The organism is Burkholderia sp. E168m15 (genome assembly GCF_016586105.1).
GTDB classification, from domain to species: Bacteria; Pseudomonadota; Gammaproteobacteria; order Burkholderiales; family Burkholderiaceae; genus Burkholderia; species Burkholderia orbicola.
This window is the reverse complement of record NZ_BCPO01000070.1, coordinates 1-15,128: the sequence shown is the minus strand read 5'-3', so window position 1 is coordinate 15,128 and position 15,128 is coordinate 1. Positions and strand designations below refer to the sequence as shown.

16 protein-coding genes and 1 pseudogene are annotated in these 15,128 nt (G+C 65.4%); 9 read left to right on the top strand and 8 right to left on the bottom strand.

Going from position 1 to position 15,128, the window contains the following annotated elements; all coding sequences use genetic code 11:
* The first annotated feature begins 4 nt into the window (after positions 1–4).
* From JMF86_RS11100 to JMF86_RS11075, 6 genes are all read left to right on the top strand, one after another.
* A complete protein-coding gene (locus tag JMF86_RS11100; RefSeq protein ID WP_006478277.1) occupies positions 5–595 on the top strand; it encodes an NUDIX domain-containing protein in 591 nt (196 codons plus the stop codon).
* 136 nt (positions 596–731) lie between these two features.
* Positions 732–1,154, top strand: coding sequence for a DUF1178 family protein (locus JMF86_RS11095; protein WP_006478278.1), 423 nt, complete (start codon positions 732–734; stop codon positions 1,152–1,154).
* Between the two features lie 54 nt (positions 1,155–1,208).
* On the top strand, positions 1,209–2,405 hold the full coding sequence (locus JMF86_RS11090) for an acyl-CoA dehydrogenase family protein (protein WP_011545811.1): 1,197 nt from the start codon (positions 1,209–1,211) through the stop codon (positions 2,403–2,405).
* 19 nt (positions 2,406–2,424) lie between these two features.
* Complete coding sequence (locus JMF86_RS11085; protein WP_011545810.1) at positions 2,425–3,558, top strand: acyl-CoA dehydrogenase family protein; 1,134 nt, start codon at positions 2,425–2,427, stop codon at positions 3,556–3,558.
* A 38-nt stretch (positions 3,559–3,596) separates the two neighbouring features.
* On the top strand, positions 3,597–4,058 hold the full coding sequence (locus JMF86_RS11080; protein ID WP_012328898.1) for a MaoC family dehydratase: 462 nt from the start codon (positions 3,597–3,599) through the stop codon (positions 4,056–4,058).
* Positions 4,055–4,531 (top strand): MaoC family dehydratase, encoded by a 477-nt coding sequence (locus JMF86_RS11075; RefSeq protein ID WP_006496999.1) that lies wholly within the window; start codon positions 4,055–4,057, stop codon positions 4,529–4,531. Before JMF86_RS11080 ends, JMF86_RS11075 begins: the two co-directional genes overlap by 4 nt.
* A gap of 47 nt (positions 4,532–4,578) precedes the next feature.
* On the opposite strand, the gene JMF86_RS11070 is transcribed toward JMF86_RS11075, so the two are convergent.
* Together JMF86_RS11070 and JMF86_RS11065 are read right to left on the bottom strand one after the other, a co-directional pair.
* Positions 4,579–5,271, bottom strand: coding sequence for a glutathione binding-like protein (locus tag JMF86_RS11070; protein WP_054928012.1), 693 nt, complete (start codon positions 5,269–5,271; stop codon positions 4,579–4,581).
* 219 nt (positions 5,272–5,490) lie between these two features.
* Positions 5,491–6,282: an oxepin-CoA hydrolase, alternative type gene (locus tag JMF86_RS11065; protein ID WP_012328896.1), complete on the bottom strand. Its 792-nt coding sequence runs from the start codon at positions 6,280–6,282 to the stop codon at positions 5,491–5,493.
* A gap of 202 nt (positions 6,283–6,484) precedes the next feature.
* Between JMF86_RS11065 and JMF86_RS11060 the strand changes: the two genes are divergently transcribed.
* A complete protein-coding gene (locus JMF86_RS11060; RefSeq protein ID WP_054928007.1) occupies positions 6,485–7,141 on the top strand; it encodes a glutathione S-transferase in 657 nt (218 codons plus the stop codon).
* 42 nt (positions 7,142–7,183) lie between these two features.
* Here the strand turns inward: JMF86_RS11060 and JMF86_RS11055 are convergent, their stop codons facing one another.
* Both JMF86_RS11055 and JMF86_RS11050 read right to left on the bottom strand, forming a co-directional pair.
* Complete coding sequence (locus JMF86_RS11055; RefSeq protein ID WP_054928006.1) at positions 7,184–8,356, bottom strand: pyridoxal phosphate-dependent aminotransferase; 1,173 nt, start codon at positions 8,354–8,356, stop codon at positions 7,184–7,186.
* A gap of 27 nt (positions 8,357–8,383) precedes the next feature.
* On the bottom strand, positions 8,384–8,881 hold the full coding sequence (locus JMF86_RS11050) for a putative toxin-antitoxin system toxin component, PIN family (protein ID WP_054928005.1): 498 nt from the start codon (positions 8,879–8,881) through the stop codon (positions 8,384–8,386).
* A 57-nt stretch (positions 8,882–8,938) separates the two neighbouring features.
* On the opposite strand from JMF86_RS11050, the gene yaaA reads away from it, so the two are divergent.
* The gene (yaaA, locus tag JMF86_RS11045; RefSeq protein WP_054928004.1) at positions 8,939–9,721 is read left to right on the top strand and encodes a peroxide stress protein YaaA; all 783 of its coding nucleotides are present in this window, start codon (positions 8,939–8,941) and stop codon (positions 9,719–9,721) included.
* A gap of 134 nt (positions 9,722–9,855) precedes the next feature.
* Positions 9,856–11,010, top strand: a complete 1,155-nt coding sequence (locus tag JMF86_RS11040; protein ID WP_011545803.1) for a M14-type cytosolic carboxypeptidase — start codon at positions 9,856–9,858, stop codon at positions 11,008–11,010.
* Positions 11,011–11,094: 84 nt separating this feature from the next.
* Here JMF86_RS11040 and JMF86_RS35030 read toward each other — a convergent pair.
* The 4 genes and pseudogenes from JMF86_RS35030 to JMF86_RS11015 all read right to left on the bottom strand — a co-directional run bounded on the left by JMF86_RS35030 (position 11,095) and on the right by JMF86_RS11015 (position 14,907).
* Positions 11,095–11,752, bottom strand: a pseudogene (locus JMF86_RS35030) (BspC domain-containing protein).
* Between the two features lie 139 nt (positions 11,753–11,891).
* A complete protein-coding gene (locus JMF86_RS11025) occupies positions 11,892–12,566 on the bottom strand; it encodes an energy-coupling factor ABC transporter permease (protein WP_011545801.1) in 675 nt (224 codons plus the stop codon).
* A gap of 76 nt (positions 12,567–12,642) precedes the next feature.
* Positions 12,643–13,479, bottom strand: a complete 837-nt coding sequence (locus tag JMF86_RS11020) for a response regulator transcription factor (RefSeq protein WP_054928003.1) — start codon at positions 13,477–13,479, stop codon at positions 12,643–12,645.
* A 210-nt stretch (positions 13,480–13,689) separates the two neighbouring features.
* Entirely contained in the window at positions 13,690–14,907 is a 1,218-nt protein-coding gene (locus tag JMF86_RS11015; protein WP_012328889.1) for a DUF2863 family protein, read from the bottom strand.
* Positions 14,908–15,128: the final 221 nt, after the last annotated feature.

Genomic DNA, 15,128 nt, shown 5'->3' with positions numbered 1-15,128 from the left:
GCCGATGGCCGAACTACCCAATCACGACGCCGCACTGACCGAAACCTGCCTCGAGAGCGAGGCGATCTTCGAAGGCGCGTTCCTCAAGCTCAAGCGCGACACCGTCCGTCTGCCGGACGGCAAGAAGGCCACGCGCGAATACGTCCAGCACCCGGGTGCGGTGATGGTGATCCCGCTGTTCGACGACGGCCGCGTGCTGATGGAAAGCCAGTTCCGCTATCCGATCGGCAAGGTGATGGCCGAATTCCCGGCCGGCAAGCTCGACCCGAACGAAGGCGCGCTCGCGTGCGCGGTGCGCGAACTGCGCGAGGAAACCGGCTACACGGCGCGCGAGTACGTGTTCCTGGCCCGCATCCACCCGATCATTTCCTATTCGACCGAATTCATCGACCTGTACCTCGCGCGCGGGCTCACGGCCGGCGAGCGCAAGCTCGACGAAGGCGAATTCCTCGAAACCTTCACCGCGACGCTGGCAGATCTGCAGGAATGGGTGCGCACGGGCCAGATCTCCGACGTGAAGACGATCATTGGCACGATGTGGCTCGACAAGGTGCTGTCCGGCACGTGGCCGCTCGGGCCGGTCGTCACGCCCTGAGCACGGCGTCAGCGGCGGCCGGGGCACCGCGTTACAATCCCGTGATGTGGCGCATTCGCGCCGCGTGATCGCGATTTAGCACGATCGTTCACAAAACCGCTTTTTGCGCTACACTCGTCACACGCCCTGATTCAGCATGAAGGTCCTCGATTTACAGTGCCCGCACGGTCATCGGTTCGAAGGCTGGTTCGCTTCCGCCGATGAATTCGAAGCGCAGTTGTCCCGCAAGCTGGTCGAATGTCCGGTGTGCGGGACCACCGAGGTCAACCGTCTGCCGTCGGCGCCGCGCCTGAACCTGTCGGGCGCGACGCAGGCGCAGCCGGCCGATCCGCGTGCGCTGCAGGCGCAGGTGATGCGCGCGCTGCGCGAGGTGCTGGAGAAGACCGAGAACGTGGGCGAGCGCTTCGCCGAGGAAGCGCGGCGCATCCATTACAACGAGGCGCCCGCACGCAGCATTCGCGGCGTCACGACGCCAGAGGATGCGCAGTCCTTGGTCGAAGAAGGCATCGACGTGATGCCGCTGCCGATTCCAGCCGCGCTGAAAGAACCGCTGCAATGACGTACGCAGTGTGTCCTGGCCGGCCCGGACGGTCGCGGACAGGAGACACTGCGCATGGATCTGGATTATTCCCCCGCCGACGACGCGTTCCGCGTTGACGTCCGCGCCTGGCTCGAGGCCAACCTGCCTCACGCACTGCGCGCCAAGGTACTCGATCACAAGCGACTCGACCGCGAGGATTTCGCGAGCTGGCACCGGATTCTGGGCCAGCGCGGCTGGTCCGCACCCGCGTGGCCGGTCGAATATGGCGGCCCGGGCTGGAACGCGACGCAGCGGCACATCTGGGACGAGGAGTGCGCGCGGATCGGTGCGCCGACCGTGCTGCCGTTCGGGGTGTCGATGGTCGCGCCGGTCCTGATGAAATACGGCAGCGATGCGCAGAAGCGCCACTATCTGCCGCGTATTCTCGACGGCTCGGACTGGTGGTGCCAGGGTTATTCGGAGCCGGGTTCCGGGTCCGACCTCGCGTCGCTGCGCACGCGCGCCGAGCGCCACGGCGATCACTACGTCGTCAACGGCCAGAAGACCTGGACCACGCTCGGCCAGTACGCCGACATGATGTTCTGCCTCGTGCGCACCGATCCGGCCGCGAAGAAGCAGGAGGGCATCTCGTTCCTGCTGATCGACATGAAGACGCCCGGCATCACGGTGCGCCCGATCGTGATGCTCGACGAGGACCACGAGGTCAACGAGGTGTTCTTCGAGGACGTGAAGGTGCCGGTCGAGAATCTCGTCGGCGACGAGAACCGCGGCTGGACCTACGCGAAATACCTGCTTGGCCACGAGCGCACCGGCATCGCGCGCGTCGGCGCGTCGAAGCGGGAGCTTGCGTTCCTGAAGCGCGTCGCATCGAATCAGCGCAAGAACGGCAAGCCGTTGCTCGCCGATCCCGTGTTCGCCGCGAAGGTCGCAGCACTCGAAGTCGAGTTGATGGCGCTGGAAGTGACGGTGCTGCGCGTCGTCAGCCGCGAGACGAGCGGCAAGGGGCCCGGCCCCGAGGCGTCGATGCTGAAGATCAAGGGCACCGAGGTGCAGCAGGCGCTTACCGAGCTGATGGTCGAAGCGATCGGCCCGCTGGCCGCCCCATTCGACGTGCCGTTCCTCGACGGCGAGCGCGAGCACAGCATCGCGGGCGACGACGATGCGGCGCCGCTCGCCGCGTACTACTTCAATTACCGGAAGACGTCGATCTACGGCGGTTCGAACGAGATCCAGAAGAACATCATCGCGCAGATGATTCTGGGGCTGTGATCAGGGAACGGAGACAACCATGGATTTCAGCTTTACCGATGAGCAGCAGCAGTTCGCCGACGCGCTGCGCCGGTATCTCGGCGAGCAATATGGCTTCGAAGCGCGCCAGGCGATCGTGCGTAGCGATGCCGGTGTGTCGGACGCGCAGTGGCGCGCATTCACCGAACTCGGCTTGACCGCGTTGCCCGTGCCGGACGCACAGGGCGGCTTCGGCGGCGGCCCGGTCGACATGCTGGTCGTGATGCAGGAGCTGGGCCGCGCGCTCGTGATCGAGCCGTACTGGGCCACGGCGGTCGGCGTCGAGGCGTTGCGGATCGCCGGCTCCGGCGCAGGCGACGATGCCGCGCTGCTGGAGGCGGTCGCGCAAGGGCAAAAGCGCGTGGCGGTCGCATTCCACGAACCGCGGGCGCGCTACGATCTATACGAACTCGACACGCACGCACGCGAGCAGGGCGGCACGTACCGGCTGACCGGCGCCAAGTCGGTGGTTCAGCACGGCGCGCAGGCGCACGTGTGGATCGTGCCTGCGCGAATCGACGGTGGCGGCATCGGCCTCTTCGTCGTCGAACGCGATGCAGCGAACACGAAGGTGGTCGACTACCGGACCATCGACGGCCAGCGTGCCGCGACGATCACGTTCGACGACACGCCGGCCCGACTGCTGACGGGCGGTGCGCGCGACGCGGTGGCCCTCGAGCAGATCGCCGATTACGCGACCTTCCTGCTGTGCGCGGAAGCGGTTGGCGCGCTCGACGAGCTGAATCGCGCGACGGTCGAATATACGAAGACGCGCGAGCAGTTCGGCGTGCCGATCGCGCGTTTTCAGGCGCTGCAGCACCGGATGGTCGACATGCTGATCCATGCCGAGCAGGCGCGTTCACTGACCTATCTCGCGGCAGTGCGCTACGCGAACGGCGATGCCGATGCACGGCGCAAGGCCGTGTCGGCCGCGAAGGCCCGGGTCGGGGCGGCCGCGCGCTTCGTCGGCCAGCAGGCGGTCCAATTGCACGGCGGCATGGGCGTGACCAACGAGGTGGCCGCCGCGCACCTGTTCAAACGGCTGTCGATCATCGAGACGACGCTTGGCGATACCGATCATCACCTCGCCCGCATCACGGCGCTGCCCGATTTCGCGCAGACCGACGTAGCATGACGGTGACGCGCGAGCGCGTCAGACAAGGAGACTTATCAGTGGGCATCAGTTACGAAGATCTGGTGGTCGGCAGTACCACCGAAGTGGGCCGCTACACGTTCGAGCCGGACGACATCAAGACGTTCGCGAAGCGCTACGATCCGCAGCCGTTCCATGTCGACGAGGCAGCGGGGAAGGCCTCGCATTTCGGCGGGCTCGTCGCGAGCGGCTGGCATACGTGCTCGGTGTTCATGAGCCTGCTGGTTCAGAAGCTCGGGCCGGATTCGACCAGCATGGGCTCGCCGGGCATCGATTCGATCCGCTGGCTGAAGCCGGTGCGCGCCGGCGACACGATCACGATGTACCAGAAGGTGCACGACAAGCGCGTGTCGGAGAGCAAGCCCGATCGCGGCATCGTGTCGACCGAATGGGTCGGCGTGAACGAAGCCGGCGAGACGGTGATCAGCGTGCACACCAAGGTGATTTTCGGGCTGCGCCATCCGGGAGGCGCGAACCCATGACCGACGTGACCTTGCCGCTGATCGCCTCGGCCCAGGCGCTGCAGGCGCGGGTCGGCGCGGAGCCGCTCGCGAGCGGCTGGATCGAGATCGACCAGCCGCGCGTCGACGGTTTCGCCGACGCGACCGGCGATCATCAATGGATTCACGTCGACCCCGAACGCGCGCGGCGCGAGTCGCCGTTCGGCGGCCCGATCGCGCACGGATTCCTGACGCTGTCGCTGATTCCTGCGTTGATGACCGACGCAATGCGCTTCGAGCAGAAGATGGGCGTGAACTACGGCTTGAACCGCGTGCGGTTTTTGAAGCCGGTGCCGGTGGGGGCACGCGTGCGTGCATTGTTCGCGGTGAAGGAAACCGCCGACGCCGCGCGCGGCGGCATTCAGGTGACGTGGTCGGTATCGGTGCAGGTCGAGCGCCCCGACGCGCCGTTGCCGGTGTGCGCGGCGGAGTTCATCACGCTGCATTATTTCTGACGCACGGAGCGGCATGCACGGATGCCGCTCCGACCGCCACGTGCGTGTCAGCGCTTCGCGTATTGCGTTGCGCCGAACAGCACCTCGCGTGCCTTGTCGTCCTGCAGCGCCTTGCGCATCGACGCAAGCACTTCGACGCCGCGCTGCACGGCCGGTCGCGCGGCGATCGTCTCGTGCCAGCGCTTCACGTTCGGCAACGCGTCGAGCACGATGCCCTGGTTCTGCCATGAGCGTGTCCACGGGAACGTCGCAATGTCCGCGATCGTGTACGTGTCGCCCGCCAGATACTCGGATTCGCCGAGGCGCTTTTCCATCACGTTGTACAGGCGCTTCGCTTCGTTCGTATAGCGGTTGACCGCATACTCGATCTTCTCCGGCGCATAGAGGCGGAAGTGATGCGCCTGCCCGAGCATCGGGCCGACACCGCCCATCTGGAACATCAGCCACTCGAGCGTCGCATAGCGCGCGGCCGGATCGGTCGGCAGGAACTTGCCGGTCTTCTCCGCGAGGTAAATCAGGATCGCGCCCGATTCGAACAGCGAGATCGATTGGCCGCCGGGGCCCTCCGGATCCACGATTGCCGGGATCTTGTTGTTCGGGCTGATCTTCAGGAACTCGGGCTCGAACTGGTCGCCCGCACCGATATCGACCGGATGCGCACGATACGCGAGGCCGGTTTCCTCGAGCATGATGTGTACCTTGTGGCCGTTCGGGGTCGCCCAGCTATAGACGTCGATCATCGTCAACTCCTGTGTGGCATGCGCGAAAACGGCGCCGGCGGCGCCGCGACAGGCGGTCATTAGAGCATGGATCGACACGGGCTGCTGACGACGCAGACGCGCGTGCCGACGGGCAGGCCCGGCGGGGCCGGAGAGCATCGCCGACATGGCGTACGCGTCGGCGGGCCGCATCGGATGGACCCGGCGGCGTGGCGTCGGTTCGAAGTCCGACGCGGTGGATCAGCGCTTGTAGCGCGGCTGACGCTTCTCGAGAAAAGCGGTGATGCCTTCGAGCCCGTCCGCATGATGCAGCGACGCGACGAAATGATCGCGCTCGGTGCCGAGGTGCGCGTCCAGCGGTTGCGCGGTCGCGTCGTCGAGCAGCGACTTGATGCGCGTGAGCGCATTCGGCGAGATGCCGGCGAGTGCGTCGGCCCAGGCCAGTGCGTCGCTCAATGCGGTGCCTGGCGCGGCGAGCCGGTTGACGACGCCGAGCGCATGCAGGCGTTCGGCGGCGACCGGTTTGCCTTCGAACAGGATTTCGGCCGCGATCGCACGCGGCAGCGCGCGGGCGAGAAACCACGAGCCGCCGCCGTCGGGCGTCAGGCCGACGCGCGCATACGACATCACGAATTTCGCATCGTGTGCGGCGACGATCAGGTCGCACGCGAGCGCGAGCGAGAAGCCCGCGCCGGCCGCGGCGCCTTCGACGGCCGCGATCACCGGTTTCGTCGATGCGCGGATCGCCGTGACCCATGCCGCGAGCTGATCGATGCTGTCGGCCTGGAAGGACGGATCCTTCGAGCGATTCTCGAGCAGCCGGTTCAGGTTGCCGCCGGCGCAGAAGAAGCGATCGGCGCCCGTCAGCACGACGGCGCGAATCGCCGGATCGCGCTCGGCGGTGGCGAGCGCTTCGATGCCCGCCGCGTACATGTCGGGATGCAGCGCGTTGCGCGCGCCAGGATTGGACAGCGTGAGGACGAGCGTCGATTCGCTCTCGGGCGGACGCGAGGCCAGCAGTTCAGCACTCATGCGAGCGTGTCTCCATCGGGTGGCGCGGCGACGACGCCGCGTGTGTCGTGCGGACGGCCAGAGCCGACGCCGCAGTGGATGTAATGTTGTCGTGACGAACGCAAAACTTGCTTTAGACTAGCACGAACGTGCTTTTCGGCGTGATGAATCCCGATGCGGCTGGCGTCGATGCGGCCGCCCCTGAGCAAGGAAGGAGACTTCGATGTTACAGCTGTGCGGTATTCCGTTGTCCAACTACTACAACAAGGTGAAGTTCGTCCTGCTCGAGCACGACATTCCGTTCGAGGAAGCGGTGTGCGGTTTGCCGATCAGCGATCCGGCGCAGCTTGCCGATTCGCCGCTCGGCAAGATTCCGTTCCTGAAGACCGAAGAGGGGGCGCTGTTCGAGTCGCAGGCGATCATCGAATACCTGGCGGCGCGCTATCCCGAGAAAGGCATTTTCCCCACGAGCCCGTTCGCGGCGGCGAAGGTGCGCGAACTGGTCGAGACGCTCGAGCTGTATCTCGAATGGATGGCGCGCGAGGTGTACACGGAAGCGTTTTTCGGCGGCAAGGTGAGCGACGGGATGAAGGCGCACGTCGAGAAGCGCCTGCCCCGCGCGATCGATGCATTCAAGCAGATGACACGGTTTTCGCCGTATGTGCTCGGCGACTCGTTCGGCCTCGCCGACATCGCCGCGTGGGTCCATCTGCCGGTCATCGGCATGGCGACGAAGGCCATATACGGGCGCGATTTCCTGCTCGATGCAGGCATCGACTGGAAGGGGCACGCCAAGATGGTGAGTGAACGCCCTGCCGCGCAGCGCGTGGCCGCCGAGCGCAAGGCGTATGTCGAAGCGGCGAACGTCGCGCGTTCGTAACCGCGGTTCTCGAAGGGCGGCGTGCGGCCGCCCGTGCGGGGCTTACAGGCGGGCCAGCCGTTCGAGCGCGGACGCGAGCGTGCTTTCCTGCTTCGCGAAGCAGAAGCGCATGACGCCCGATTCGTGCGGCTCGTGATAGAACGCCGACACCGGAATGGCGGCCACGCCGATCTCCGACGTGAGCCACTTCGAGAATTCCGCTTCGGGCAGGTCGCTGATCGCCGAGTAATCGACGCACTGGAAGTACGTGCCCGTGCACGGCAGCAGCTTGAAGCGCGTGCGCTCGAGGCCGGCCCGGAAGAAGTCGCGCTTGCGCTGATAGAAGCCCGCGAGCGACAGGTACGGCGCCGGGTCCCGCAGGTAGTCGGCGAGCCCGATCTGCATCGGCGTGTTCACCGTGAACACGTTGAACTGGTGGACCTTGCGGAATTCCGCGGTCAGCGCGGCAGGCGCCGCGACGTAACCGACCTTCCAGCCCGTCACGTGATAGGTCTTGCCGAAGCTCGACACGATGAAGCTGCGCGCGGCGAGTTCCGGATAGCGCGCGACGCTCTCGTGGCGCGCGCCGTCGTAGACCATGTGCTCGTAGACCTCGTCGGACAGGATCAGCACGTTGGTGCCGCGCACGATGTCCTCGAGCTTGCGCATGTCCGCCTCGCGCCACACGGTGCCCGTCGGGTTGTGCGGCGTGTTGATCAGGATCATCCGCGTTTTCGGCGTGATCGCGGCCGCGAGACGGTCGAACGGGATCGCGTAGTCGGGCGCCTCCAGCGTGACGAACACGGGCTTGCCGCCGGCGAGTTCGATCGACGGCAGATAGCTGTCGTAGGTTGGCTCGACCACGATCACTTCGTCGCCCGGATGCACCGCGCACAGGATCGCCGTCAGCAGCGCCTGGGTCGCGCCGGCCGTCACGGTGATTTCGGTGGCCGGATCGTAGCGCCGGCCGTACACCTGCGCGATCTTGTCGGCGATCGCGTCGCGCAGCGGCGCGACGCCGGCCATCGGCGGGTACTGGTTGTGCCCGTTGCGCATCGCGGCGGCGACTGCATCGACGATGCGCGGATCGCAATCGAAATCCGGAAAGCCCTGGCCGAGGTTCACCGCACCTTTTTCGGCGGCAAGCGCGCTCATGATCGTGAAGATCGTCGTGCCGACGTTCGGCAGGCGCGAGGGGAAAACGGGAGTCGTTGGCATATCTGAAGGAGCGTTCATCGATACGGTCGAATTCGGATTGGGGCGTCAGGCCGGCGTCGCCGTGGCGGGCGGCGCGGCATCGAGTGCGCAGGCTTCGGCAAACGGCGCGGGTTGCGCGATTCGGAAACCGAAGTCGCGTGCGGTGCGTTTCGCGAGCTTCAGCAGCGCGCGGTCTTTCGACACGAGCCAATCGGCCTGCGCGGCGCGGGCGAGTTCGAGAAATTTCTGATCGTCGCGGTCCTTGCACTTCGGCAGCGGCGGCGCGTCGGCGTCGATGGGCGGCGGTTCGACGAGGCTCGCGAGCCGGGCGACCGTTGCGAGCGCGGCCGCCTTGTCGATCGCGCGCGACTGGAACTGCGGATAGTCGAGCACGTATTCGAGTTCGGTCAGGCAGCGGCCGTCGATCACGGCGGCCAGCGTGCCGTGCTCCAGCGCGGCACGGATCGGGCGCGTGGCGGGGTCGTCGAATACGAGAATGTCGATCCAGACGTTCGAGTCGAGCACGACGCGGTGTGCGGCATGCGGGGCGAGAGAGCGGGTCATTCGTTACAATCGGTGGTTTTCGTCTGACCGCAAGGCACGGCGTGCCAGCGAGCCTCTATGATAATCGTTCTCTCTCCCGCCAAATCCCTCGACTACGAGACGCCCGCGCATGTCGAGTCTTACACGAAGCCTGCATTCGTCGACGACGCGTCGGAGCTGATCGACGGCCTGCGCAAGCTGTCGCCGCAGGACATCGCCACGCTGATGGATATCTCCGATCCGCTCGCGCGCCTGAACTTCCAGCGCTACGCCGACTGGTCGCCGACCTTCACGCCGGCCAACGCGAAGCAGGCCGTGCTGGCGTTCAACGGCGACGTCTACGAGGGGTTCGACGCGAAATCGCTGTCGTCCACCGATCTCGACTATGCGCAGCAGCACGTGCGCGTGCTGTCGGGCCTGTACGGGCTGCTGCGCCCGCTCGATCTGCTGCAGCCGTATCGGCTCGAGATGGGCACGCGGTTCGCGAACGCGCGCGGCAAGGATCTGTATGCGTTCTGGGGCGACCGCATCACGCGGGCACTGAACGAGCAGCTCGAGACGCGCAGCGGTGCGGCGCGCGTGCTCGTCAACTGCGCGTCGACCGAATACTTCAAGTCGGTCAAGCCGAAGCTGCTGGCCGCACCGGTCATCACGCCGGTATTCGAGGACTGGAAGGGCGGACGCTACAAGATCATCAGCTTCCATGCGAAACGCGCGCGTGGCCTGATGGCGCGTTTCGTCGTCGAGAACCGTATTACCGACCCGAAGGCGCTGAAGGAATTCGCGACGGATGGTTATGCGTTCGATGCGGCTGCGTCGAACGATTCGACTTACGTATATCGCCGGCGCGTCGGCGAGTAACCCTGCCGGCGTTCACGAGACGGCCGGCGCTTATGAGGCCGGACAGGCGGTACACCGTCTGCTTCGGTCGCGAGCTTTGCATGGGACTGGTGTAAGCGCCAAAGCGCTAACTCCGGTCGACAAAGGAGAGATAGATGGCCCTTTCGATCACCAGTAATTTCGACGCAGGCGCAATCGACGTCGTGTCGTGCGACAGCCCCGACGCGATCCGGCTGCGCGTGCGCGGCGACAATCGTTCGGAGTTCGCGCAATGGTTTTACTACCGCTTGACGGGTGCGCGCGGCGAGCGATGCGTGATGACGTTCGAGAACGCAGCCGAATGCGCGTATCCGTCGGGCTGGCGCAACTACCACGCGGTGGCGAGCTACGACCGGGTCGACTGGTTCCGCGTGCCGACGACGTTCGACGGCAAGACGATGACCATCGACCATACGCCGGAGTTCGACAGCATCTACTACGCGTATTTCGAACCGTACTCGGAAGAGCGTCACGCGGCGTTTCTCGGTGCGGTCCAGCAGTTGCCGCAGGCGAGCGTCGTCGAGCTCGGCCGTACGGTCGAAGGCCGTCCGATGTCGCTGCTGACGCTCGGCACGCCGGAAACCGATGGTGCGCCGAAGAAGAAGGTGTGGATCATCGCGCGTCAGCATCCGGGCGAATCGATGGCCGAGTGGTTCGTCGAAGGCCTGGTCAAGCGGCTGGCCGGATGGGGCGACTGGGCTGGCGATCCGGTTGCGCGCAAGCTCTACGATCGCGCGACGTTCTACATCGTCCCGAACATGAACCCGGACGGCAGCGTGCACGGTAACCTGCGCACCAATGCGGCCGGCGCGAACCTGAACCGCGAGTGGATGGCACCCGATGCCGAGCGCAGCCCCGAAGTGCTGGCCGTGCGCGATGCGATCCACGCGATCGGTTGCGACATGTTCTTCGACATTCACGGCGACGAGGATCTGCCGTACGTGTTCGTCGCCGGCTCGGAGATGCTGCCGAGCTTTACCGAGCAGCAGGGCAAGGAGCAGGCTGCGTTCATCGACGCGTTCAAGGTCGCAAGCCCCGACTTCCAGACCGAGCATGGCTACGCGGCGAGCAAGTACAAGGAAGATGCGCTGAAGCTCGCGTCGAAGTACATCGGCCACCAGTTCGGCTGTCTGTCGTTGACGCTCGAAATGCCGTTCAAGGACAACGCGAACCTGCCCGACGAGCGCGTCGGCTGGAACGGCGAGCGCAGCGCGGCGCTCGGCGCGGCGATGCTCGCCGCGATCCTGGTGCACATCGACACGTTCGGTTAAGCACGGCCGTCGTCGCATGAAAAAAGCCGACGCATCTTGCGATGCGTCGGCTTTTTTTGCTGCTGTCGTTGCCGCTCCGTCGTATCAGGACTTCTTCGCGGTTTTTTTTCTTCACGGCTTTCTTCTGGCCACTTGATTTCTTCGTCGCGACGGCCTTCTTGCTGCCGGTGCGACCCGATGCCTTCGCCTTGGCCTTGCCGCGATGCGACTTGCCCTTGAACTTCTTCGTCGAAGACGACGAGCGCTCGACGCGTGGCTTCAGCGGCGGAACCGGGTCGTTCCAGCTGAACGCGAGCATTTGCTGGCCGACGTAGCCGCAACGGAATTTCAGCGGCGTCGGATCGCTGCCGTTGCTGTGGATGCCGAGCCCGTCGACGGTGACGATGTTGTCGACCTTCACGCGCTGCTTGCCCTGGTCGAACGAGTCGTTCCACGGCGTGATCGTCGCGTTGCCGCTGTCGAATGCGTTCGGCGCGAAGTCGACGCGGTCGAACGCCGTCGACGTGCTGGCGATGAAGCTGCCGTGCGCCGCACAATCGGCGGCGAGCGGATCGGCATGCATCTCGTTGACGAATTTGTTGATCAGTTCGGAGCGCTGGTCGAGCAGATCGGCGAATACCGGTGCGGGAAGCGCAAGCGACAGGCCCGCGATACAGGCTGCCAGCTTGCCGAGCGCCCGGAAAATCCGGAGCGAGGCAGGAGAGCTGTCCATCTGGTTATTGGTGAGGAGCGAAGGAGACATCGGGCACGTATAGATGCCCGATGAAGAACAGGAGTTCAATCTTAGCGTAAAAAAGTTGTGCAGCAGTAGGTGGCGTATTCGGCGCGCGCCGCGGAAGTACCGCCGGTACGCGTGTGCGCCGAGCCGATCAGGGGGATTTTCAGGCGCGCGGGCCGCCGAGGCGGTAGCGCCGGACGTCGAAGGTCGTGACCCACGCGGGGCGATAGACGGCGATGAGTGCCGTTGCCATGCCGGTGAACCATGCTTCGCCGAGCGCCAGCAGTGCGGTGTTCAGCAGATAGCCGGCCGGAATCACGACGGGCACGCCGTCGGCGAGTGCGAGCTGGACACCTGCCGCCGCGGCGGCGACCGCGACGATCGCGATGGCCGGCGACAGGAAGCCCTGCCCGGTGATGAACGAGGCGAGGTTATGCGGTAGCCAGGCGAGCGCGGCGCGTTGCAGCAACGCCGACACGCCGACAGGCAGCGCACCGTAGATCAGATAGGTCAGGCCGATGCCTTGCCACGGCGCGTCAAAGATGACCGCGGCAATCGCCGTGACGGCGCCCATCGCGACCAGCGCGAGTGTCCAGTCGAACAGCGTGACGAGCAGGGTGGCGCCAAGCAGATGCATGACGATGCCATCCTCGAGCCATGCGTTCGAGGCCCACAGGACCGTGATCGCGGTGACGAGCGCGAGCCACACGTGCTGAAGCGTGGCGTCTTGCAGACGTACGAACGGGCGATTCCAGATCGCGAGCGCGAGCAGGGCCACGGCGGCGATCCAGCCACCGATGCCAACCCAGAGCGGAAGCGGTGTGAAAAGAAAACCCATGCGTCCATATTACTCGTTGAGCATCAAAGGTGGGAATCTGCACATGCCCGATCGTCGCAATATCGAGACTGTTTGCCTAGCGTCCGCGCCGGAACCGTGGCCGCGGTTCGGCGGCGAGCGGCAGGTCCTGCGTGCCGGCATGGGCGGTAGGCAACGGGTACGGACGGTCATGCCGTTGTGTACGCAGCGGAACCGGGCCGTGTTCGCCGATGGCCGGTTTGCGGGTGCGGTTGCGGTTCGCCAGCAGCACCTCGAGATGGGGCGACAGCCAGCCGTTGTAGATCGCGACGGCGGCGGCGCGGTTTGCTGCGCCGAGCTGCTGGAAGATGCTCGCGAGGTGGATCTTCACGGTGCCTTCGCTGATGCCGAGCGTACGCGCGATCATCTTGTTCGTGCTGCCCATGTGGACGAACCGCATGATCTGCGCTTGCCGCGGCGACAGGAGGCCGCTCGGCGGGCGGCGGGGCAGCGAGCCGGCGAGCGTCTGGAAATGGGCATCCTGGCGTGCCGTCGTCGGGGTGGGCAGCAGGCTGAGGGCGATCGGCGGAATGTAGTGCCCGCCCAGCAGCACGATCTCGAGCGCACGTACGATCAGGTGCGGCCGCGTGGAATGCGGGATCACGCCCGCGACGCCGTAGTTGAAGAAGCGCTGGATGGCTTCGGGCGAGACTTCGTCGACCAGGACGGCGATCGGCGTCGGCGAGCACGCGTTGCCGAGTGCCTGGAGCTCGCTGAGCCGGCCCACGTCGAGCCAGTCGATCGCGACGAGGTCGAAACGCTGGGTGCGCAGTAGCCGGCGCGCCAGGAAACTGTCGGGCGCATCGTTGATGCTGGCGTGCCGGTCGATCTGCCGCAGCAGGGCCTTCAGTCCGTCACGCCGTTCGGCGTCTGAGTTAAGCACCAAGAACCGCATATTCAATCTCCGTAAGGTGAGTCATCGACTGCTATCGGGTATAAGCTGGTCCCGATAATGACAAAGACCTTACACGATGTCTGCTTGGCTGAAAGGCTTAGGAAAAGTTCGAAATTTTCGGCGACAGAGCATCGGACAAGAAAAAAAGCCGCTTCGGCAGGCACCGGAAGCGGCTTTTGGCGGGGCAGGCCGATGGGCCTGCGGGGACTGTCAGTGGAAGTGCGGCTGGGCGGGCGACGCGTCTTCCGGCATTTCCGCATGGACGATTTCGCCGAGCGGATCTGCGTAGAGCGGCACGCCGCAGTCGTCGCAGTATTCGGGTTCGAAACGGCCCGCGTGCCTGCGGACGTCGGTTACGCCGCATTCCTTCAGCAGGCTCACGATTTCTTCGAGCGGCCCTTCGATCGGCGCTTCGCCTTCGAGCGTCGCGCTGTCGGTCGATACGTCGCCGTTTTCACGGCCGTAGAGCGGCCACACGACACCGTAGATCACGTCGTTGCTGGCACGCCGCGTGAAGCCCACGCGATACTCATCGATACGACGCTCGCCGAAGCCGGCGACCACCGCCCGCAACTCTTGCGGCGCCGCACCAAGTGTGTCGAATAGATAACGAATGGCCGTTCGGACGGTGTGCGGACGCACACGTTCGTCCGCATCGCGACAGGCCGAGTAGTACGCGTCCGGAAGCAGGCATTCGAATTCGCATCCGGGCAGCGCGATCGACAGGTTCGGGCCGCCTTGTGCCGTCCACTGTTCAAGGCACTGGCCGCGCTCGATGCGGCTGCCGTTTTCTTCTTCCTGCCAGCGGAACAGCGGTGCGCCGGCCGGCGCGGCGACGACCGCCAGCAGGAAGCGCGGATCGGCCAGGATCGGCGAGGTTTCCGGCAGATCGCCGAAGCTCAGCTTCGGGGTGTGCTGACCGATTGCCGCATGGGCGAGTTGCTGCGCCAGCCGGTAGGTTTCCACGTGGTGCCGCGGCAACTGGTCGATGCTGTAGAGGAACGGGGCGAGCCCGACGAGCGTGCCGTTCGCCAGGACGTGCGCCTGCAGATGTGTTCGCAGCGCGTCGGCCACGTCGCCCTTGAGCGGACCGGACGGAATCATGTAACGCGTCCAGGCGAGAACCGGGACGGCGACCAGCAGCGCATCGTACGGTTGGCCGTCGTGCTCGATCACCATCGACTCGCTGTGCGTCTCGGCCATGTCGGCGAGCGCGCCGTAGGCGTCGGGATGATTCTGCTGGAGATGGTCGAGCGCGGCGTCGAGCGTGGTCTGATTGCCGTTGCGGACAATCTTGGCGAGCAGCGCATCGAGCTTCGCTTCCCAGAAGCGATCCTCGATGCGGCTGCCCGACGCGAAGAGCGCAAGCGACAGACCGACCAGTTTGTCGGCATCGGGGGGGAGGCGTTTGGCGATTCGCTGGCGCATATTAAAGACGTATATAGAAAGAGGCGAAGAACCTCACATTCTAGTCCGTTCTTTGCACCATAAGCGGTCTCGTGCCTCAGGCATGGCCGGACGGCCGAATTGCGGCGTTTGTGAAAAAGTTGCGTCAAACCCCTTGCGCGATTGCCGGGGGATGCGTAGAATCACGCCTCTTTCGCGCTAACGGAAACGCAGCGCGGAAGGAAGGGAAGCAGTGCTGTTGA